We start from the raw sequence: 21,484 nt of genomic DNA, 5'->3' as shown, positions 1-21,484 counted from the left end.
CTGCCCTTATTTAATAAGTAACTTCCTTCTTCTTGGTGCGTAATCCGATATGAGTTCCGCTCTGTCCATCCGGCAGCTAACCAAAACCTACGGCAACGGTTTCCAGGCCCTGAGTGGTATCGATCTGGATGTTGCCGAAGGTGATTTCTTCGCCTTGCTCGGCCCCAACGGCGCCGGCAAATCTACCACCATCGGCATTCTCTCGACACTGGTGAACAAGACCAGCGGCACGGTGAATATCTTTGGCCACGACCTGGATAAATCCCCGGCCGCGCTCAAGCGCTGCATTGGCGTGGTGCCCCAGGAGTTCAACTTCAACCAGTTTGAAAAGACCTTCGATATCGTCGTGACCCAGGCTGGCTACTACGGCATCCCTCCGAAAATTGCCAAGGAGCGCGCCGAGCAGTACCTGACGCAACTGGGCTTGTGGGACAAGCGCGACGTACCTTCACGTTCTCTGTCCGGCGGCATGAAGCGCCGCCTGATGATCGCCCGCGCCCTGGTTCACGAACCGCGCCTGCTGATCCTTGACGAACCGACGGCGGGGGTAGACATCGAGCTGCGTCGCTCGATGTGGACCTTCCTCACCGAGCTGAACGAGAAAGGCATCACCATCATCCTCACCACCCATTACCTGGAAGAGGCTGAGCAGTTGTGCCGCAACATCGGCATCATCGACCACGGCACCATTGTCGAAAACACGAGCATGCGTCAGTTGCTCGGCCAGCTGCATGTCGAGACTTTTCTGCTGGACCTGAAATACGACATGACGGTGCCACCGCAGTTGATCGGCTACCCGAATCGTCTGGTGGACAGCCACACCCTGGAAGTCCAGGTGGATAAAGCCGTGGGCATCACCGCGTTGTTCGGCCAATTGGCTACCCAGAACATCGAAGTGCTGAGCCTGCGCAATAAAACCAATCGCCTTGAGGAGTTGTTCGTGTCCCTGGTGGAGAAAAATCTGGCGAAGGTGGCGGTATGAGTTCCGAACTGCAACCCAACCTCGTTGCCCTCAATACTATCGTCTACCGCGAAGTGAAGCGCTTTACCCGGATCTGGCCGCAAACCCTGCTGCCGCCAGCGATCACCATGGTTTTGTACTTCGTGATTTTCGGTAACCTGATCGGCCGGCAGATCGGTGACATGGGTGGTTTCACCTACATGGAATACATCGTGCCGGGGCTGATCATGATGTCGGTGATCACCAACTCCTACGGCAACGTGGTCTCCAGTTTCTTCGGCAGCAAGTTCCAGCGCTCCATTGAGGAATTGATGGTCTCGCCTGTCTCGCCCCATACCATTCTGATTGGCTACACCGTGGGCGGCGTGCTCCGCGGTTTGATGGTCGGGGTGATCGTGACCCTGCTGTCGCTGTTCTTTACTGATCTGCAGGTGCATCACCTGGGCGTCACCATTTTGGTGGTGGTACTGACGGCGACTATCTTCTCGCTGCTGGGCTTCATCAATGCGGTATTTGCGCGCAACTTTGATGACATCTCCATTATCCCGACCTTTGTGCTAACGCCACTGACTTACCTGGGTGGGGTGTTTTACTCGATTACCCTACTGCCGCCGTTCTGGCAGACGGTGTCGTTGGCCAACCCGGTGTTGCATATGGTCAACGCGTTTCGCTACGGGATTCTTGGGGTTTCGGATATCAAGATCGGTGTGGCAATCACCTTCATGCTCGTAGCGACCGTGGTGCTGTATCTGGGCTGTGCGCGGTTGCTGGTGAGTGGGCGTGGGATGCGCACGTGACGGTGATGTGAGATAGCAAAACGGCCTCTAGATGAGGCCGTTTTTTATGGGGTTACCCTCGCAACGCGATCTCGATCAGCTCGTGCAACTCCTCAAGCTGCAACGGCACGGAGGAGAACAAAATCCGAAACACCGTCGGTGCTGCCAGCAGGTTGATCAGCCGGTCCACGCTGGGCAATACGTCACGGCTGTCCTGATAACGATCAAGGATGGCCTGCAACTGCCCACCCAGAATGCTCACGCAATACCCCGGCGTCTGGCTGCACTGCACATCACGCATCATGTTGCGCCCCGGCTGCGAATTCATCTCGTCCAGGTATTGCTCGGCCCACGCTCGTAAATCGCCACGCAGGCTGCCGGTATTGGCAGGTGTGCTGTCTGGGCGCATGCGGGCCAGGGCGACGTCGGCGAGGAGGGCGGGCAGGTCGCCCCAGCGTCGGTAAATCGTCGACGGCGTCACTCCCGCACGAGTAGCGATTTGCGGTACGGTCACGCTGGCGCGGTCCTGCTCTTGCAGCAATTGACGCACCGCCGAATGAACCGACTCTTGTACCCGGGCACTGCGGCCCCCCGGGCGGAGGCCTTCTTTTATCGCCATGTTTAAAACCTTAACACAAAGAATTTGCTTTAAGGGCGGTGGAGTAGCACACTCCGCAAAAGCAAAATATTAGCTTTAGCGGAGTGTGCTCATGCCCATTGTCACTTCTCATCGTTGCAGCCTGGTGTTCCTGGCGATCACCTTGCTGACATTTCTCGCCGCCTCCAGCGCGCCGACGCCGTTGTATCACCTCTACCAGGAAGACCTGCATTTTTCCGCTGGTGTGCTCACCCTGATCTTCGGCGTGTATGCCCTGAGCTTGCTGGCGGCTCTGTTGACCGTCGGTTCGCTGTCGGATCACCTGGGGCGCAAGCCGGTGATCTTTGTCGCGCTGGTCCTGGATATGCTGGCGATGCTGCTGTTTATCAATGCCGACAGTGTTGCCTGGCTGATTGCCGCCCGCACGCTGCAAGGTTTCGCCACCGGCATGGCCACGGCGGTGTTGGGTGCGGCGTTGCTCGACACTGACCGTCAGCGGGGCCCGCTGGTCAACAGCGTTGCGCCGCTATTGGGCATGGCGTGTGGCGCCATGGGCAGCAGTTTGTTGGTGGAGTTCGCGCCGCTGCCCACGCAGTTGATCTATTGGACGCTGTTCGCCCTGTTGGCGTTGCAGTGCCTGTATGTCTGGCGCTTGCCGGAAACAGTGAGTCGCATACCCGGTGCGCTGGCATCCCTGTGGCCGACCTTGCATGTACCGCCTCAGGCGCGACGAGCCTTGTGGCTGTCGCTGCCGGTGGATATCGCGGTGTGGGCAATGGGTGGCTTTTATCTGTCCCTGGCACCTTCGCTGGTGCGGGCGGCGACTGGTTCGACCTCCAATCTGATCGGCGGCGGCCTGGTGGCAGTGTTGACGTTGAGCGGCGCGGTGATGATTTTCAGCTTGCGCAATCGCCCGGCGGACAAAGTCCTGCGGCTGGGAGCGAGCTTGCTCGCCGTGGGCGTGGCGCTGATTCTCGCGGCGGTCCACAGCGCCAGCCTGTCACTGTTTTTCTTTGCCACTCTGGTCGCCGGCAGCGGGTTTGGTGCGGGCTTCCTCGGCGCATTGCGCAGCGTCGTGCCGTTGGCATTGCCTCACGAGCGGGCCGGCTTGATATCGGCGTTCTACGTGCTGAGCTACCTGGCGTTCTGCTTGCCGTCGCTGTTGGCGGGCCACCTCACTCGCACCTTTGGCCTGATCGCCACCACTGATGGTTATGGGCTCGTGCTGATCGTGTTGGCGCTTAGTGCCTTGGTCGGTTTGATGATGCAGGACTCTGCCAAGACCAGGGCGACGTCGGGCGGTTGATCGGTAATAATCCGCGCTCCGTGCAACCCAGAATCGAGATTCAAGCATGAAGATCATCCGCAGCAAGGACTTCACCGGTAGCCGCGCCTGGGAGGCACTGGACATCGCCAGGATGAACGGCATCACCACCCGCTTGCACTGGACCGATCAGCCTTACCGCTGGCACATCAACGATGGCGAGGAGGTGTTTGTGGTGCTGGATGGTCAGGTGCAGATGCACTATCGCGAAAACGGTAAAGAAAAAAGGGTGTTACTTGAAGTCGGCGACATCTTCTACGCCAGTATCGGCACCGAGCATGTGGCCCATCCGCAGGGCGCGGCGCGAATTCTGGTGATCGAATCCGAGGGCAGCGAATAGCCTTATATTGGTAAAACAGATAACAGTTAGAGATATTACCCGTTTTATAGATATTCGATCAGCTTCTACCATGGCCTCAACCTCATACGAGGAAGAGGATTACCCATGACCTGCCCCAACAGCATCACCACCGGTTACAAACCATTCAGCCACCTGGCCCGTCCCCGGGAAGTCATTCGCCAGTTCACCCCCAACTGGTTTGCCGCCACCATGGGCACCGGGGTGTTGGCGCTGGCCTTGGCGCAAGTGCCGGTCAACCTGCCTGGGTTGCATGCCATCGCCGAGGCGCTGTGGCTGCTCACGATCGTTCTGTTTGTTTTGTTCAGTGGCCTGTACGCCGCACGCTGGGTGATGTTTTTCCATGAGGCGCGGCGGATTTTCGGCCATTCCACGGTCTCGATGTTCTTCGGCACCATTCCCATGGGCCTGGCGACCATCATCAACGGTTTTCTGCTGTTTGGCCTGCCACGCTGGGGCGAGGGCGTGGTGCAATTGGCCGAAGTGCTGTGGTGGCTGGACGTGGCAATGTCCCTGGCGTGCGGGGTGCTGATTCCCTACATGATGTTCACTCGCCAGGAACACAGCATCGACCAGATGACTGCGGTCTGGCTGTTGCCGGTGGTCGCCGCCGAAGTTGCCGCCGCCAGCGGTGGCCTGCTGGCACCGCACTTGGTCGACGCCCACTCGCAACTGGTTATGCTGGTGACCAGCTACGTGCTGTGGGCGTTTTCCCTGCCAGTGGCGTTCAGCATTCTGACCATCCTGATGTTGCGCATGGCCTTGCATAAACTGCCTCACGCCAACATGGCCGCGTCGAGTTGGCTGGCCCTCGGTCCCATCGGCACCGGTGCCCTTGGCATGTTGCTGCTGGGCAACGACGCCCCGGCAATCTTTGCCGCCAACGGCTTCCCAGGCATCGGCGAGATTGCTGAAGGCCTGGGCCTGATCGCTGGCATTACTCTGTGGGGGCTGGGGTTGTGGTGGATGCTGATCGCGGTGCTGATCACCTTGCGCTACCTGCGGGCCGGTATCCCGTTCAACCTGGGCTGGTGGGGGTTCACTTTTCCGCTGGGGGTCTATGCCCTGACCACCTTGAAGCTGGCAGGCACCTTGCACCTGGTTTTTTTCAGCGTCTTCGGTTGTGTGTTGGTGGCGGCCCTGGCCCTGATGTGGCTGATCGTCGCCAAGCGCACGGTGCAGGGGGCCTGGAAAGGTGAGCTTTTTGTTTCACCGTGCATTGCGGGACTAGGGAATAAGTAATCAGGATTAGGTAAAGTCGTGGCCTGGCTCTCAAGTGCAAAGTCCCAATTGCCAGATCAATAACAGCCTTCAGGCCACGCAGGAACATGGACGATGAGTCACCCCTCGCAATTCACCTTGCTGCGCAAACGGCGTTTTCTGCCGTTTTTTATTACCCAGTCCCTGGGTGCATTCAACGACAACATCTTCAAGCAGTCGCTGATCCTGGCGATTCTCTACAAGCTGACCATCGAGGGCGACCGCTCGATCTGGGTCAACCTCTGCGCCTTGCTGTTTATCCTGCCGTTCTTCCTGTTCTCGGCCCTGGCCGGGCAATTTGGCGAGAAGTTCAACAAGGACGCGCTGATCCGCATGATCAAGCTTGGCGAGATCGTGATCATGGCCGTGGGCGCCGTCGGCTTTATGTTCAACCACCTTGAACTGATGCTGTTGGCGCTGTTTGCCATGGGCACTCATTCGGCGCTGTTCGGTCCGGTGAAGTACTCGATCATGCCCCAGGCGTTGCATGAAGATGAGTTGGTGGGTGGCAATGGCCTGGTGGAGATGGGCACATTCCTGGCGATTCTGGCGGGGACCATCGGTGCCGGGATCATGATGTCCTCCAGCTATTACGCGCCGGTAGTGTCTATCGCCATCGTCGGCGTTGCGGTGTTGGGATACCTGGCCAGCCGCAGCATTCCTCGCGCCGCCGCCGCCAGCCCTGAGATGTGCCTGAACTGGAATATCTTCAGCCAATCCTGGGCCACCTTGCGCCTGGGCCTGGGGCAAACGCCGGCTGTGTCCCGTTCGATTGTTGGCAATTCGTGGTTCTGGTTTGTCGGTGCGATCTACCTGACGCAGATCCCGGCCTATGCCAAGGAGTGGCTGTACGGCGATGAGACTGTGGTCACGCTGATCCTGACCGTATTCTCGGTAGGTATCGCGCTAGGTTCGATGCTCTGCGAGAAGCTCTCCGGGCGTAAAGTGGAAATTGGCCTGGTGCCCTTTGGCTCCTTTGGTCTTACGGTGTTTGGCCTGCTGCTGTGGTGGCATTCCGGCGGTTTCCCGCAGAACGTCCAGGCCAACGACTGGATCGCCGTGCTCAGCTACGGTCAAGCCTGGTGGGTGTTGATCGATATCCTCGGCCTTGGCGTGTTTGGTGGGTTCTACATCGTGCCGTTGTATGCGTTGATCCAGTCGCGCACCGCCGAAAAAGAGCGGGCGCGGGTCATTGCGGCCAACAACATTCTCAATGCGCTGTTCATGGTGGTCTCGGCAATTGTCTCGATCCTGCTGCTGAGCGTGGCCAAGCTGTCGATTCCCGAGTTGTTCCTGGTGGTGTCGCTGCTCAATATCGCGGTCAATACTTACATCTTCAAGATCGTTCCCGAGTTCTCCATGCGTTTCATGATCTGGCTGCTCAGCCATTCCATGTACCGCGTTGAACATCGCAACCTGGAGCTGATTCCCGACGAAGGTGCGGCGCTACTGGTGTGCAACCATGTGTCGTTTGTCGATGCATTGTTGATTGGCGGCGCGGTGCGTCGGCCGATTCGTTTTGTCACGTACTACAAGATCTACCGTTTGCCGGTGCTGAACTTTATCTTCCGCACTGCCGGGGCGATTCCGATTGCCGCGCGGCATGAGGATATCCAGATCTACGACAAGGCGTTCCAGCGGATTGCCCAGTACCTTAAGGATGGCGAGTTGGTGTGCATCTTCCCCGAAGGCAAGTTGACAGGTGATGGCCAGATCAATGAGTTCAAGGGCGGGTTGACGCGGATTCTTGAGGAGACCCCGGTGCCGGTGATTCCGTTGGCCTTGCGGGGGTTGTGGGGAAGTTTCTTCAGTCGTGACCCGGCCAAGGGGATGTTCCGTCGGTTGTGGTCGCGGGTGACGCTGGTGGCAGGGCCGCCAGTGACGCTGGAGACGGCGACGCCGCAAGCATTGCAGGAAGTGGTGGGGCAGTTGCGGGGGAGTGTCAGGTAGGTTGATCGTTCCCACTTTTGCGGGAACGATCCGGGGTTCAAGCGCTGATCTTGAGCCCCACCAGCCCGGCAATAATCAATGCCACACTGGCCAGCCTGAACAGCGCCATGGATTCCCCAAACAGGATAATCCCGGCAATCACCGTGCCCACTGCACCGACTCCGGTCCAGATGGCATAGGCGGTGCCCAGTGGCAGTTCTTTCATGGCCAATCCCAACAAGCCCAGGCTGACAGCCATGGCGGCAATCGTCAGGGCTGTTGGCATGGGTTTGCTGAAGCCGTCGGTGTATTTCAGGCCAACGGCCCAGCCGACTTCAAAGAGACCTGCAAAAAACAGAATGATCCAGGACATGAAAACCTCCATCGATAGAAGGGGTCGTCCCCAGTGAATACCTTGTTCGAGCCGCGAGGTCGTCCCCGCGAAGCTCGGTAGAGTGCCGAAAATTGATCGTGTGATCAAGTTTCAACCGTCAGTCGGTCTGCTGTTGCGCCAACAGTTCGCGATCTTCCTTCTCGCTCATCCGGCGGAAATACGTCGACAGCAACGCCCCGGAAATGTTGTGCCAGACGCTGAACAGCGCGCTCGGCACCGCCGCCAACGGCGAAAAGTGCGCGCTCGCCAAGGCGGCGCCCAGCCCTGAATTCTGCATGCCCACTTCCAGCGCCAACGACTTGCGTTGTGCCAGCGGTAGCTTGAACACGAGGCCGGTGAAATAACCCAGCAGGTAGCCAAAGCTGTTGTGCAACATCACCACGGCCATGATCAGCAGGCCCGACTCGGCAATCTTCGCCTGGCTTGCGGCCACCACGGCGGCGACGATGATCACGATGCTGACTACCGACACCAGCGGCAATACGTCCACGGCATGGCGCACCCTATCACCCAGCAACCGTTGCGCCAGCACACCGAGCACGATGGGCAGCAACACCACCTGCAGGATAGACCAGAACAACTCCATGAACGACACCGGCAGCCAGGCCGAGGCGAGCAGCCAGATCAGCGCCGGGGTGAGCAGCGGGGCGAGGAGGGTGGTGACGGCGGCAATGGCCACTGACAGCGCCAGGTCGCCACGGGCCAGCCAGGTCATGACATTGGACGAGGTACCGCTGGGGCAGCAACCCACCAGGATCACGCCGACGGCAATTTCCGGCGGCAGCTGGAAGGCCTGGCACAGCAACCACGCCATGCCGGGCATGATCACAAAATGCGCGACCACGCCAAGCGCTACACGCCATGGGTGACGGGCGACCTCGGCGAAGTCTTCAAGTTTGAGGGTCAGCCCCATGCCGAACATCACCAGCCCCAGCAGTGGGACGATGGCGCTCTTCAGGCCGATAAACCAGCTTGGTTGCAGGAACGCGACCACGGCAAAAATCAGCACCCAGTAGGCGAAGGTGTTGCCGACGAAGCGGCTTAAAGCGGCGAGTGCGCGCATGGGGTGGTCCTTGTTATTGGAGAGCAGTTTGTCGAGTGACAGAAAATCCGAGGCGGTAATCTGATCGAATGTGTGTGGCTTGCTTGCGATAGCTATAGGTATCTATATGTTTTGGGGTTGGGCTGGGTTGGGATGGGTACATATCCGTTATTTTGGTTGGGGCGGATTAGGGTTACGCCCTTACGGCGTGTCACTTTTGGAAAAGAGCCCCAAAAGTAACCAAAAGGGCTCTTGCCCCACCACTTGGTGCCTCGCCTAGGCTCGGCATGCCTTCACTCCGGCATTGCTCCGTGGGCCGCCGCGATGGGCCATCCTTGGCCCAGCGCGGCTAAACCGGCGTCCTGCCGGTTTACCCACGGATCAATACCTGCGTTCAGCCATCGTGGTTTAACGGGGCGCCTTAGATCAAGATCAAGATCAAAAGCACGGCGGCCTGGTAGCCGACCTGAGTGGTGAAAATGTAGGAGCGAGCTTGCTCCGGGCGGCGTTCCGACGATGGTCGTTAACGATGACGCTGGCATCCTGAATCACCGCGGCGCCCTCAGGTTCTTCGCGAGCAAGCTCGCTCCTACAGAAAAGCGGATGGCGCTGGCTTTGCTCTGCTTTTGATCTGGCTCTTGATCTGCCTGCCCATAAAACCAGAGGCCGAACGCAGGTGTTGAGCAGTGGGTAAACCGGCAGGACGCCGGTTTAGCCGCGCTGGGCCAGGGATGGCCCATCGCGGCGACCCACGGAGCAATGCCGGAGTGAGGGCACGCCGAGCCTAAGCGAGGCGCCGATAGGTAGGGCAGGAGCGCTTTGGTTACTTTCGCGCTTTTCGAAAGTGACACGCCGTAAGGGCGTAACCCTAAGCCGCCGTTACCGCAGCAACGGATATGTACTCAAACCTGCCCTAAAATATCAGCAACGGCAACCTCAAGAGATGTGTAGATACCTATGGCCATCGCAGGCAAGCCCACACTGACCATGCCCGCATGGAACCGGCGATATTTTTAGATCCCCTGCGGGGTCTCTTCGCCGCCCAAAGCCTCAACCAACGCCGGCAGGAAGTCGCCAAACGTCATCATCATCAAGGCAAAGCTGGCGTCCTGCTGGCCCAGGGCTTCGTCGCCGCCGTCCTGTTCTGCCTGGTCTTGCAGCAGGTCTTCGAACTTCAGGCGCTTGACCACCATCTTATCGTCCAGCATGAAGGACAGCTTGTCCTGCCAGGCCAGGGACAGTTGCGTCACCACCTTGCCGGTGCTCAGGTGCAGTTGGATTTCTTCGCCGGTCAGGTCCTGGCGCTTGCAGCGCACGATGCCGCCGTCTTCGTGGGTGTCGCGCAACTCGCATTCGTCGAGGACGAAGAAGTCATCGGCCGGCTTTTGCGTGGTGACCCAGTCGGTCATGGTGGCGGTTGGGGCCATTTTCACGGTCAGCGGACGTACCGGCAGGGTGCCGATCACTTCACGCAGGGTGGACAGCAGGTCTTCGGCACGCTTTGGGCTGGCCGAGTTGACCAGGATCAGGCCCTGTTTCGGCGCGATGGCGGCGAAGGTCGACGAACGACGGATAAAGGCGCGGGGCAGGAAGGCCTGGATGATTTCATCCTTGATCTGGTCGCGTTCTTTTTTATAGACCTTGCGCATTTGCTCGGCTTCGATCTCTTCGACCTTTTCCTTCACCGCATCACGCACCACGCTACCCGGCAGGATACGTTCTTCCTTGCGCGCAGCAATCAGCAGGAAGTCACCGCTGACGTGTACCAATGGCGCATCTTCGCCTTTGCCGAACGGGGCGACGAAGCCGTAAGTGGTCAACTCCTGGCTTGCACAGGAGCGCGCCAGTTTGGTGGCCAGTGCAGTTTCCAACGCCTCGGCATCAACAGGCAGATCTTGGGTCAGGCGATAGATAAGCAGGTTTTTGAACCACATGGGGTGAGTCTCTCCTTTATACAAAGGTGGGCATTATTCCCCTCGTAGCGCCGTAGGCCAACCCCGCCTAAGCCATTGGAAGGCCTGAAAAAAATATTTAAGAAAGTGCTTGCCAGAGTTTGGGTCGCTCCGTAGAATGCGCGCCACACCGAAAGTGAAGGGTGATTAGCTCAGCTGGGAGAGCATCTGCCTTACAAGCAGAGGGTCGGCGGTTCGATCCCGTCATCACCCACCATTCGCTTACAGTGTTACGCGCAGCGGTAGTTCAGTCGGTTAGAATACCGGCCTGTCACGCCGGGGGTCGCGGGTTCGAGTCCCGTCCGCTGCGCCATATTAAGGTTTCCTGGACCGCTGAACGCCAGGTCACCGCGAGAAGCCCGCTCAAGTAGCGGGCTTTTTGTTGTCTGCGATTTCACAAAAATGAAATCTTTTAAATAAATTGCATTTAAATCAACACATTAGAATTTTTTGTGAGAGAATGCGCCCCGCAACGAAGGTGAAGGGTGATTAGCTCAGCTGGGAGAGCATCTGCCTTACAAGCAGAGGGTCGGCGGTTCGATCCCGTCATCACCCACCATTACTTTCAACGCTACGCGCAGCGGTAGTTCAGTCGGTTAGAATACCGGCCTGTCACGCCGGGGGTCGCGGGTTCGAGTCCCGTCCGCTGCGCCATATTAAGGTTTCCTGGACCGCTGAACGCCAGGTCACCACGAAAAGCCCGCTTATAAAGCGGGCTTTTTTTTGCCTGGAATTTAGAGCCCTACCAGTCGATACCCCACCTGCAACTCGGTAATGAAATACTGCGGTTGTGCGGGGTTCGCCTCCAGCTTCTGGCGCAGATGGGCCATATGTACGCGTAGATAATGGGCGCGTTCCACGTAATCCAGGCCCCAGACTTCCAGCAATAACTGCCTGTGGGTCAGCACTCGGCTCTGCCCGCGAATCATCGCGCACAACAGGCGGTACTCGATGGGCGTCAGGTGCACCGGCTGGCCCTGGCGCCATACCTCATGGGTGGCCAGGTCGACTTCAACCTCGCCAAACGCCACTTTGCTGGTGGCTGCCACGGTGCCGGTTTTCCCATGTCGACGCAGTTGTGCGCGGATACGTGCCAGCAGTTCGGGCACGCCGAAGGGTTTGGTCAGGTAGTCATCGGCGCCAGCGTCCAGGGCGGCGACTTTTTCCTCTTCGCGATCCCGCGCCGACAGCACCAGGATCGGCACCGCCAGCCAGCCCCGCAATTCGCTGATCAACTGTTTGCCGTCACCATCCGGCAAGCCGAGATCGACGATCACCAGGTCTGGCTGGCGGCTGGCGGCATGGATCAAGGCGCGCTTGACGCTGTCGGCCTCGAAGACCTGGAAGCCTTCATCTTGCAAGGCGATACCGACAAAACGGCGGATATTGGCCTCGTCTTCAACAATCAGAATGCGCGCAGTGCTCATAGGGTTTCCATGGATGGCGGGGTGCCCGCCGGTAAAGTGATGACGAAATGCATGCCGCACTCGGTGCCGGGGTTGGCCTCAATGCGCCCGCCATGGGCTTCGATGATGCGCTTGACCAGTGCCAGCCCCAGGCCGATGCCCGCGACGGCGGACTCCTGCTGGCCGCGAGTGAAGGGTTTGAACAGGTTGTGAGCAGCACAGCCCGGCCCGGTGTCGTTGACCTCCAGCAGGATCTTGTCCCCAGCCTGGCGGGCGCCAACAGTAATGCAGGTGCCGTCGGGGGTGTACTTGGCGGCGTTGTCCAGCAGGTTGACCAGCACCCGTTCGATCAATAGTCCATCGACCTCAACCAGTGGCAACTGCGCGTCAATGGCGGTGTGTACGACGTGCCGGGCCAGCGGTTCGCGCAACTGGCGCAGGGAGCTGCCGACGATTTCTTCCAGGGAGTGCCATTGCCGATTGAGCCGCACTCCGTGTTCTTGCATGCGGGCCATGTCCAGCAGGTTTTCAATCAGCCGTTGCATGGAAGTGGCTTGTTCGTGGATGTCGTGCAGCAAGTCAGTCAGGGGCCCGGGAGGGGCGTGGGGCAGTGCGGTGTCGGCGGCGCCGATTAGTGTGGTCAAGGGCGTGCGCAAGTCGTGGGAAATGGCGGCGAGCAGGGTGTTACGCATTTTCTCGCCTTCCATCTGCACCAGTGTGCTTTGCGCCACTTCGACGAAATGCACTCGCTCCAGGGCGATCGCCAGCTGGCTCATGCAGGCTTCCAGCAACCGGCGCTCTTGCGGTTCGCTCAGGCGTTCGCGCTGGGCCAGTTCCAGCACCAGCACACCGCGTACGCGCATCGGTGCCTTCAATGGCAGGTAGCAACCTTTGGCGGCCGCCAGGGTGTCGGTGCCCTGGCCCGCCGGGCGGCCATGGTCGTAGCTCCATTGGGCGATGCCTTCATCGATGGGCAGCACGCCCGCGCCAACGCTATGGAGACGGTCTTGCGCATCTGGCAACGCCAGGCCCACCCGCGCCTCGAACACGCCGCTGAAGGTGCGCAGTGCCACTTCGCTGATCTGCTCAACGGTCAACGCCGCCGACAGGTCGCGGGCCAGTCGCGCCAACGACGTTGCACGCCGCTCCCGGGCCGCGGCGGTGCGTGCTTCATGGCGTAGACGGGCGGTGAGTTGCCCGGTGATCAAGGCGATGCCGAGCATCAAGGCAAAGGTGAAGAAATACTGGGTGTCATTGACGGTGAAGGAATAGCGCGGCTGCACGAAAAAGAAGTCAAAACACAGCACCGCGAGCATCGCCGCCCAGACGCCGGGACCGCGCCCATAGCGCAGGGCCACCAGCACCACGGTGAGCAAAAACACCATGACCACGTTGGCCAGGTCGAACACCTGAAGCAGCAGCGCGGCGATGGCGCTGGCGGTGAAGCAGGCCAGGCTGGCCCAGATATAGGCCAAGGTGCGACCCGGCGCAGGTGCTGGCTTTTCAAGATTTTTGACGGGGGCGCTGGCGGGTAATACACCGTGGGCAATGACGATCTGATCAATCTGCGGATGGTGGCGGCTGATTCGATCACTGACCGACTGGTGCCAGAACCGCCAGGCCTGGCGGGGATGATGGCCAAGCACCAGACGGTTGGCGTTGTGCTCACGGGCACAGGCTGCCAGCGCCTCGGCGACGTCCATGCCTGGCAGTGTTGCGGTATCGGCACCAAACTCGGTGGCCAGGGCCAGGGTTTTCATGGCCGTCAGATAGCGCTTGGCCCCGCGACCTTGGGCCGAAGCCACATGCACGACGATCCAGTCTGCCTCAAGCTTTTGCGCCAGCCGCGCCGCTTCACGCACCAGGCGTTCATCACCGGCGTCGCCCGCCACGCCGACCAGCAGCCGCTCGCGGGCTGGCCACAAGGCTTTGATTGAGCGTTCGCGGCGATACACCCGCATCTGCGTGTCGACCCGGTCGGCCGTGCGGCGCAGTGCCAGCTCGCGCAGGGCCAGCAGGTTGCCCTTGCGGAAAAAATGCCGTGACGCACGCTCGGCCTGAGGCCCCAGGTAGACCTTGCCGTCCTTCAAGCGCTGCAACAGGTCATCGGGCGGCAGGTCGACCACCACCACTTCGTGGGCATTGTCGAACACGTGGTCGGGTACGGTTTCCCGCACGCGGATACCAATGATCCCACTGACAAGATCGTTAAGGCTTTCCAGGTGCTGGACGTTGAGGGTGGTCCACACGTCGATGCCGGCGCTGAGCAGTTCTTCCACATCTTGCCAGCGTTTGGGGTGGCGCGAGCCAGGGGCGTTGTTGTGGGCCAGTTCGTCGACCAGCAGCACCGACGGATGCCTGAGCAGGGCGGCGTCGAGGTCGAATTCAGTAAGGGCGACTTCGCGGTGTAACAGGGCGGTGCGGGGCAGTTGTTCCAGGCCATGGAGCAGGTCGGTGGTTTCCTGGCGACCGTGGGTTTCCACGACGCCCGCGAGCAGGTCGCGGCCCAGGGCGACTTCTCGCTGCGCTGCCGCGAGCATGGCGCAGGTCTTGCCCACGCCGGCGTTGGAGCCGAAGTAGATACGCAATTTGCCGCGCAAGGCGGCTTGTTCTTCCTGCTGGAGTCGGGCCAGCAAGGCGTCGGGGTCGGGGCGATCTTCGTTTAATGCGGGCATGTCATTCCTCAAGAGAGTCTGTAGGAGCGAGGAGGACGCCTAGTTCTTGCTCCTACAGGGGAGTTGGTCCGTTACACCAGACCTAGTCCAGTCAACACCATGTCAATTACCTTGATCCCGGCAAACGGCACCAGCACCCCACCCACGCCATAGATCAGCAGGTTGCGGTTAAGCAACGCCGCCGCACCAATGGCCCGATAGGTCACGCCGCGCAGCGCCAGTGGAATCAACGCGACAATGATCAGCGCGTTGAAAATCACCGCACTGAGAATCGCCGAGTTGGGACTGGTCAGGTGCATGACGTTCAAGGCACCGAGCTGCGGATAGGTCGCCACGAATGCCGCCGGGATGATCGCGAAATACTTCGCCACGTCGTTGGCGACGCTGAAGGTGGTCAGGGCGCCACGGGTCATCAGCATCTGTTTGCCGACCTCGACCACTTCGATCAGCTTGGTCGGGTTGCTGTCCAGGTCGACCATGTTGCCGGCCTCTTTCGCTGCCTGGGTGCCGCTGTTCATTGCTACCGCCACGTCGGCCTGGGCCAGTGCCGGAGCGTCGTTGGTGCCGTCGCCGGTCATGGCGACGAGCTTGCCCTGGGCCTGGTAGTCGCGGATCAGTTGCAGCTTGTCCTCTGGGCGAGCCTCGGCGAGGAAGTCGTCGACACCAGCCTCCACGGCAATCGCTGCAGCGGTCAAGCGGTTGTCGCCAGTGATCATTACCGTCTTGATGCCCATACGCCGCAGTTCGGCGAAGCGCTCCTTGATGCCGCCCTTGACCACGTCCTTGAGCTCTACCACGCCCAATGCCGTGGAACCGTCGGACACCACCAGCGGGGTGCTGCCGCGCCGTGAGACTTCATCGACCTTGGCCTGCAACGCCGCCGGAAAGCTCCCACCCAGGGCTTCGATATGACTGCGAATAGCATCCGCCGCACCCTTGCGAATGGTCCGGCCCTCGGGCAGGTCGACGCCGCTCATGCGGGTTTGTGCGGTGAAGTGGACAAAGCTGGCGCCCAGGGCGTTGATGTCTCGCGCCCGCAGGTCGAACTTCTGTTTGGCCAGCACCACGATGCTGCGACCTTCAGGGGTTTCATCGGCCAGGGACGCCAGTTGCGCGGCGTCCGCCAACTCGGCTTCCTTGATACCCGGTGCAGGAAGGAAACTGCTGGCCTGGCGATTACCCAGGGTGATGGTGCCGGTCTTGTCCAGCAACAACACGTCGACATCGCCAGCCGCCTCGACGGCCCGGCCTGAAGTGGCGATTACATTGGCCGACATCATCCGGCTCATCCCCGCCACGCCAATGGCCGAGAGCAGGCCGCCGATGGTGGTGGGGATCAGGCACACCAGCAACGCCACCAGCACCGTGGCACTGATCACGCTGCCGGTGCCGCTCATGGCTACGGCGAAAATCGAGTAGGGGCTCAGGGTGGCGATCACCAGCAGAAACAATAGGGTCAGCCCCACCAGCAAAATATTCAGGGCTACCTCATTGGGCGTCTTCTGGCGCTTGGCGGACTCGACCATGGAGATCATGCGGTCGAGAAACGACTCTCCGGGGTTGACGCTGATGCGCACCACCAGCCAGTCCGACAGTACCCGCGTGCCGCCGGTGACCGAGGAAAAGTCGCCACCCGCTTCGCGAATCACCGGAGCCGATTCGCCGGTGATCGCGCTTTCATCCACCGAGGCCACGCCTTCGATCACCACACCGTCCAGGGGCACCAGGTCGCCGGCTTCGATCAGCACCACGCTGTCCTTGCGCAACAGACTGGCTTCAGTGGGCAACCAGGCCGCACCGTGCCGGGGTTGTTGCAGCAATTTGGCCAGGGTCTGGCGCTTCATGCTGCGCAGGCTTGCTGCCTGGGCGCGGCTGCGTCCCTCGGCCAGGGCCTCGGCGAAGTTGGCGAACAGTACGGTGAACCACAGCCACAGGGTGATGCTTAAAATAAAGCCGCTGGGGGCTTCACCCGCTCCGCCCAGGGACTGGAACCACAGCAGCGTGGTGAGAATGCTGCCCAGGTACACCACGAACATCACCGGGTTTTTCCACTGGGCCTGGGGTAGCAGTTTCTTAAAGGCATCGACGCAGGCGGTGAGCACAATGCGCCGATCAAATAGAGGTAAACGAGCATTCTTGATCATGAGGGGAATCTCTTACTCACTGGCCGCAATAGGGGGCTGACGCAGGGGCAGACGAGCGTCCAGCGCGAGGTTGATTTGCAGCACATTGACCCGTGGCTCGCCGAGCAGGGCGAGGGTGCGGGCAGCGGTGTGGTCGTTCACCAGTTGCAGCAGTTCGGCTTCGGGCATCTGCCGCAGAAGGGCCACCCGTGCCAGTTGGATCCGTGCGTTGGCCACTGATATATGTGGGTCCAGACCGGAGGCAGAGGCGGTGACGGCATCCACAGGCACTTGCGCATCGGCGGCGAGGGCGTTCTCCTGGCGATACGCCAAAACCCGCGCACTGACCTGGTCGATCAGTTTCTGGTTGGTCGGCCCCAGGTTGCTGGCGCCGCTGGAACCGGCGTTGTAGGGCTGCGACACGCTTTTGCTCGGGTCTTGCGGGTCGGCGCCGAGGGTCATGCTTGGGCGGCCGTGGAAATACTCCGGGCGGGTGAAGTGCTGGCCGATCAGGGCCGAGCCGATCACCAGGCCGTCGCGCTCGATCAGCGAACCCTGGGCCTGGAATGGGAACAACAGTTGTGCGGCAAAGGTGGTGAATATCGGGTATGCCAGGCCCGTAAGGGCCATGAAAAACACCGCCGAGACCAGCACCGGGCGCAACAGCCCTTTGAATATCGATTGAGTCGTCATCAACGTGTCCTTATTTGTACGTCTGGCCGGACAGCAACTGCAGTTGCTCCACCAGCGGGCCAAGCGCGAGCGCCGGCAGGAAGGTCAGGCCGCCGACCACCAGCACCACGAACACCACCAGCAACATGAACAGCGGGGTGGCGGTGGGGATGGTGCCAGCACCGGCAGGTACGGTTTTCTTCATCGCCAGGGAACCGGCCACTGCCAGCATGGGCAGCATGGTGAAGAAGCGTCCGATCAGCATCGCCAGGCCAATGGTGGTGTTGAAAAACGGTGTGTTGGCGTTTAAGCCAGCAAAGGCCGAACCGTTGTTGGCGGTGCCCGAGGTGTAGGCGTACAGCACCTCGCTGAAACCGTGGGGGCCGAGGTTATTGAGGCTGGCCATGGTGTCGGGCCACACGGAGGCGAGGGCGGTGAAACCAAGGATGCTGATGGGGTGCGCCAGTACCGAGAGCATCACCAGTTTCATCTCCCGGGCCTCGATCTTCTTGCCGAGGAATTCCGGGCTGCGGCCGATCATCATGCCCACCAGGAACACTGTCAGCAGTGCGTACTGGATCAGGTTGATAAAGCCCACGCCGTCGCCGCCAAACACGCAGTTGAGCATCATCTGCGCCAGTGGCACGAAGCCGCCCATGGGCGTCAGCGAGTCGTGCATGGTGTTGACGGAACCGGTGGTTGCCGCCGTGGTAGTCGCAATGAACAAGCTGCTGTCGGCGATGCCGAAGCGCAGTTCCTTGCCTTCCATATTGCCGCCGCTCTGCTCTATCGACAGCGTCTGATTAGCGCCGGCCTGGGTCAGCAACGGGTTGCCGTTCTGCTCCGAACCGTAGACCAGGGCCAAAAAGCCGATGAACATCACCAGGAACGTGCCGAAAAACACCCAGCCCTGACGGCGACGCACCAGCATGCTGCCGAAGGTGTAGGTCAGTGCCGATGGGATCAGCAACATGCTGAGGATGTGCAGGATGTTGGTCAGCGGCGTCGGGTTTTCGAACGGGTGCGCGGCGTTCATGCTGAAAAAGCCACCGCCATTGGTGCCGATGTGCTTGATCGACTCAAAGCTTGCCACTGCACCGACGATCAACTGTTGTTGCGCGCCTTCCAGCGTCGTTGCCAGGGCTTGGGACGCGAAGGTCTGCGGCATGCCTTGCCAGACATACACCAGCGCCATGCCCACGCACAGCGGCAGCATCACCCGGTAGAGGGTGCGGGTGAAGTCGACCCAGAAGTTGCCGATGTCCGCCGAATTGGCGCGGCTCAATCCGCGAATAAAAGCGGCCGCAGCGACCACGCCGGAGGTGGCTCCGACAAACATCAGAAAGGTAATGACCGCCATCTGGCTGAAGTTTGACAGGCTGGTTTCGCCCGAGTACGCCTGCCAGTTGGTGTTGGTAATAAAGGACACGGCGGTGTTGAACGCCAGGTCCGGCGCCTGCGCTGCCAACCCCAGGGGGTTGATCGGCATGACTGCTTGCAGGCGCAGGATGAAATAACCCAGCAGCATCATCGCCGCGTTCGACAACACCAGCGCCGAGCCATAACGGGCCCAGCCCATGGTCTCCAGGGGATCAATGCCCAGCAGGCGAAACGTCGCGCGTTCCGGCAGGGCGTGGCGGGTCCCGGTAAATACCCGGGCTAGCCACTTGCCCATCAGCACGGCGAGCCCGGTCATCAACCCCAGGACCAGCGCAAATTCCAGCAAAGTGCTTAACATATTGAGGCTCCGTTCAAATCTTGCCCATGGCAACAATGGCCATGGCAGTCGCAGCAAAAAACACCAGGGAGATGCCTACAAAGATCAAGTCGTACATGGCGAACTCCCTAGAACTTTTCGGCGCGAATAAGGGCATAACCCAGATAAGCGAACAGGCCCGCGGCACATAAGCCGCTGGCGATATAAATGAACGTGAGTGTCAACACGGTAAAGCTCCCCTTATTAATAAGCCGCAATAGCGGACGCGGGGAGGTTAAGGGACGGGGTATCAAGCTCAGGCACTGATTGCGGGTGCGGGTATTAAGACGGCGTATAGATGAGTGTGCAGAAAGTCACGGTAGTGGGGTTGTTGGCGGTGGTTCAATAGAGGTGACGTAATCGTTATGGCCAATAGCCTTTTTATACGTGTTCTTTACGCGGTATTTCGAGCCCCAGTCATGACCTGAGGGAATGCCCCCATACCCATTGGTCGATTGCGCCCGGTTGTGCATAAACGGTTATCTATACCCACGCGAAGACTTCAAGGCGAACCACCCGACGCAGGATGCGCGGCGTTCACCCTCTAAAAATGGCCTGTAAAGGCAATAAAAATAGTCTGTCTGGGGAATCGCATAACATGAAATACCCATTGCGCCCGTTGGTCTTCTGGCCAACCTTTCTGATTTTACTGGCGGCGGTAATTGCCAGTTATGTCGACCTGAATGCGTTCCTTGCGGTCAGCAAACAGCTCAACACGATGATTCTCGAAAACTTCTCCTGGCTGTTCAGCGCTGGCTCGTTTGCCATGGTGGTGCTGACAGGCATCGTCTACCTGTCGCCGCTGGGCAAGGTGCGCATCGGCGGTGAAAACGCCAAGCCTCTGCTGAGTAAATGGCGCTGGTTCATGGTCGCGCTGTGTACCACGTTGGCAGTGGGGGTGTTGTTCTGGACCACGGCCGAGCCGCTCTATCACCTGTATTCGCCCCCTACCAGCCTGCCGATCGAGGCCGGTAGCGCGGCGGCCAAGAGCTTTGCGATGTCGACGATGTTCCTGCACTGGACCATCACCCCCTATGCGATTTACCTGGTGCCGTCCCTGGTGTTTGCGTTGGTGTTCTACAACCTGCGCAGCAATTTTTCCATTGGCGCCATGTTGCAACCATTGCTCGGCGAGCAGCGGGTCAAACGCTACGCGGGGCTGATCGATACCTTGGCGATGTTTGCCCTGGTGGCCGGCATGGCCTCGTCCCTGGGCACCGGCGCACTGACGTTGTCCGGCGGCCTGAGCCAGTACATCGGCGGCGAAACCACGCCCTTGCGCCTGGGGCTGATCATCGCCGTGATCGTCATCACCTTCGTCGCCTCGGCCGCCAGTGGTTTGCAACGCGGTATCGTCATGCTGTCCTCGTTCAATACCTGGATCATGCTGGCCCTGGGGCTGTTCGTGCTGCTTTGTGGACCGACCCTGTACATAGTCAGCCTCGGCGTCGAATCCCTCGGTGTTTACCTCGATACCTTCTTCAGCCGCAGCCTGTTTACCGGTGCCGCCAGTGGCGACACCTGGCCGCAAAGCTGGACGGTGTTCTACTGGTCGGTGTGGTTCGCCTGGGCGCCGGTGAGCGCGCTGTTCCTCGGCAAGATCGGCCGGGGCTACACGGTGCGCGAATTTATCCATATCAACATGCTGTACCCGGCGTTGTTCACCGCAGCGTGGATCTGCATCTTCTCCGGGAGCAGTCTGTATTTCGATGCGCTGGGTGATGGCAGCTTGAACCGCGTGCTCAATGAGCAGGGCATCGAGCATGTGCTGTACCAGATGTTCCAGCAGTTGCCGGCCAGTGGCTTGATGATCGCGTTCCTATTGTTCGTCGCCTTTATCTCGTTCGTCACCGCCGCCGACTCCAGCACTGATGTCATTGCCAACCTGTGCAGCAAGGGCGTCACCGCCGACTCTGACCTGGACGGCAACCCGGCGCTCAAGATCGTCTGGGGCGTAATCATCGGCACCGTGTCGTGGGTGATGGTGGCCTTTGTCGGCATCGACGGGGTGAAAATGCTCTCCAACCTCGGCGGCTTGCCGGGGATGATCCTGGTACTGCTGGCCAGCACCTCGTTGATCTACTGGCTGAAAAATCCGGCGTTGCTGGAGGTGAAAAACCTTGCGGTGACGACGCCGGAGCCTGGCCTGCGTGGCGCCAGCCCGTTACCGGATTTTGCCCGCTGACCGACTGATCCTGCGTGTCTTCTCGCGTGCTGCAACCTGAGCGCGTGGGAGTCGTTTGCTTGCAATAACGTCT

17 protein-coding genes, 4 tRNA genes and 1 pseudogene are annotated in these 21,484 nt (G+C 60.0%); 12 read left to right on the top strand and 10 right to left on the bottom strand.

Translation table 11 applies throughout. The features are described from left to right. Nucleotides 1-49 precede the first annotated feature (49 nt). Nucleotides 50-982, top strand: a complete 933-nt coding sequence (locus tag ACZRJ6_RS20660; RefSeq protein ID WP_463969709.1) for an ABC transporter ATP-binding protein — start codon at nt 50-52, stop codon at nt 980-982. Then, nucleotides 979-1,758 carry an ABC transporter permease gene (locus tag ACZRJ6_RS20655; RefSeq protein ID WP_463969710.1) on the top strand — a complete coding sequence of 260 codons (780 nt, stop codon included), beginning with the start codon at nt 979-981 and terminating at the stop codon, nt 1,756-1,758. The genes ACZRJ6_RS20660 and ACZRJ6_RS20655 overlap by 4 nt, the downstream gene beginning before the upstream one ends. 52 nt (nt 1,759-1,810) lie before the next feature. Here the strand turns inward: ACZRJ6_RS20655 and ACZRJ6_RS20650 are convergent, their stop codons facing one another. Continuing rightward, a complete protein-coding gene (locus tag ACZRJ6_RS20650) occupies nt 1,811-2,356 on the bottom strand; it encodes a TetR/AcrR family transcriptional regulator (RefSeq protein WP_463969711.1) in 546 nt (181 codons plus the stop codon). A gap of 91 nt (nt 2,357-2,447) precedes the next feature. Between ACZRJ6_RS20650 and ACZRJ6_RS20645 the strand changes: the two genes are divergently transcribed. From ACZRJ6_RS20645 to ACZRJ6_RS20630, 4 genes are all read left to right on the top strand, one after another. Continuing rightward, nucleotides 2,448-3,641, top strand: a complete 1,194-nt coding sequence (locus ACZRJ6_RS20645) for an MFS transporter (protein ID WP_463969712.1) — start codon at nt 2,448-2,450, stop codon at nt 3,639-3,641. 46 nt (nt 3,642-3,687) lie between these two features. Next, entirely contained in the window at nt 3,688-3,999 is a 312-nt protein-coding gene (locus ACZRJ6_RS20640; RefSeq protein ID WP_463969713.1) for a cupin domain-containing protein, read from the top strand. A gap of 105 nt (nt 4,000-4,104) precedes the next feature. Further along, a complete protein-coding gene (locus ACZRJ6_RS20635) occupies nt 4,105-5,259 on the top strand; it encodes a TDT family transporter (RefSeq protein WP_463969714.1) in 1,155 nt (384 codons plus the stop codon). 93 nt (nt 5,260-5,352) lie between these two features. Continuing rightward, nucleotides 5,353-7,227 carry an MFS transporter gene (locus ACZRJ6_RS20630; RefSeq protein ID WP_463969715.1) on the top strand — a complete coding sequence of 625 codons (1,875 nt, stop codon included), beginning with the start codon at nt 5,353-5,355 and terminating at the stop codon, nt 7,225-7,227. A 37-nt stretch (nt 7,228-7,264) separates the two neighbouring features. On the opposite strand, the gene sugE is transcribed toward ACZRJ6_RS20630, so the two are convergent. Continuing rightward, on the bottom strand, nt 7,265-7,579 hold the full coding sequence (gene sugE / locus ACZRJ6_RS20625; protein WP_133099016.1) for a quaternary ammonium compound efflux SMR transporter SugE: 315 nt from the start codon (nt 7,577-7,579) through the stop codon (nt 7,265-7,267). A gap of 118 nt (nt 7,580-7,697) precedes the next feature. Further along, nucleotides 7,698-8,663 (bottom strand): bile acid:sodium symporter family protein, encoded by a 966-nt coding sequence (locus tag ACZRJ6_RS20620; protein WP_463969716.1) that lies wholly within the window; start codon nt 8,661-8,663, stop codon nt 7,698-7,700. 495 nt (nt 8,664-9,158) lie between these two features. Here ACZRJ6_RS20620 and ACZRJ6_RS20615 point away from each other — a divergent pair. After that, nucleotides 9,159-9,236: pseudogene (locus ACZRJ6_RS20615) on the top strand (outer membrane lipoprotein carrier protein LolA); the annotation flags it as partial. A gap of 419 nt (nt 9,237-9,655) precedes the next feature. Here ACZRJ6_RS20615 and rdgC read toward each other — a convergent pair. Then, entirely contained in the window at nt 9,656-10,576 is a 921-nt protein-coding gene (gene rdgC, locus ACZRJ6_RS20610; protein ID WP_463969717.1) for a recombination-associated protein RdgC, read from the bottom strand. A 159-nt stretch (nt 10,577-10,735) separates the two neighbouring features. On the opposite strand from rdgC, the gene ACZRJ6_RS20605 reads away from it, so the two are divergent. From ACZRJ6_RS20605 to ACZRJ6_RS20590, 4 genes are all read left to right on the top strand, one after another. Beyond that, a tRNA-Val gene (locus ACZRJ6_RS20605) sits at nt 10,736-10,811 on the top strand. A gap of 19 nt (nt 10,812-10,830) precedes the next feature. Next, nucleotides 10,831-10,907 (top strand) — tRNA-Asp (locus ACZRJ6_RS20600). Between the two features lie 170 nt (nt 10,908-11,077). Continuing rightward, a tRNA-Val gene (locus ACZRJ6_RS20595) sits at nt 11,078-11,153 on the top strand. 18 nt (nt 11,154-11,171) lie between these two features. Then, nucleotides 11,172-11,248, top strand: a tRNA-Asp gene (locus ACZRJ6_RS20590). 80 nt (nt 11,249-11,328) lie between these two features. Here the strand turns inward: ACZRJ6_RS20590 and ACZRJ6_RS20585 are convergent. The 6 genes from ACZRJ6_RS20585 to kdpF form a co-directional block, all read right to left on the bottom strand. After that, the gene (locus ACZRJ6_RS20585) at nt 11,329-12,021 is read right to left on the bottom strand and encodes a response regulator (RefSeq protein ID WP_463969718.1); all 693 of its coding nucleotides are present in this window, start codon (nt 12,019-12,021) and stop codon (nt 11,329-11,331) included. After that, entirely contained in the window at nt 12,018-14,675 is a 2,658-nt protein-coding gene (locus tag ACZRJ6_RS20580) for a DUF4118 domain-containing protein (RefSeq protein WP_463969719.1), read from the bottom strand. The genes ACZRJ6_RS20585 and ACZRJ6_RS20580 overlap by 4 nt, the downstream gene beginning before the upstream one ends. Before the next feature lie 71 nt (nt 14,676-14,746). Then, nucleotides 14,747-16,819, bottom strand: a complete 2,073-nt coding sequence (gene kdpB / locus ACZRJ6_RS20575) for a potassium-transporting ATPase subunit KdpB (RefSeq protein WP_463969720.1) — start codon at nt 16,817-16,819, stop codon at nt 14,747-14,749. Between the two features lie 12 nt (nt 16,820-16,831). Next, nucleotides 16,832-17,491 (bottom strand): K(+)-transporting ATPase subunit C, encoded by a 660-nt coding sequence (gene kdpC / locus ACZRJ6_RS20570; RefSeq protein WP_463969721.1) that lies wholly within the window; start codon nt 17,489-17,491, stop codon nt 16,832-16,834. Between the two features lie 10 nt (nt 17,492-17,501). After that, entirely contained in the window at nt 17,502-19,208 is a 1,707-nt protein-coding gene (gene kdpA / locus ACZRJ6_RS20565) for a potassium-transporting ATPase subunit KdpA (protein WP_463969722.1), read from the bottom strand. 107 nt (nt 19,209-19,315) lie between these two features. Continuing rightward, complete coding sequence (gene kdpF, locus ACZRJ6_RS20560; protein WP_463969723.1) at nt 19,316-19,414, bottom strand: K(+)-transporting ATPase subunit F; 99 nt, start codon at nt 19,412-19,414, stop codon at nt 19,316-19,318. Nucleotides 19,415-19,824: 410 nt separating this feature from the next. On the opposite strand from kdpF, the gene ACZRJ6_RS20555 reads away from it, so the two are divergent. Then, nucleotides 19,825-21,411, top strand: coding sequence for a BCCT family transporter (locus ACZRJ6_RS20555; RefSeq protein ID WP_463969724.1), 1,587 nt, complete (start codon nt 19,825-19,827; stop codon nt 21,409-21,411). The last annotated feature ends 73 nt before the right edge of the window (nt 21,412-21,484 follow it).

It is taken from the genome of Pseudomonas sp. C321, assembly GCF_055407105.1.
This window is presented reverse-complemented; position numbering and strand designations above follow the sequence as displayed.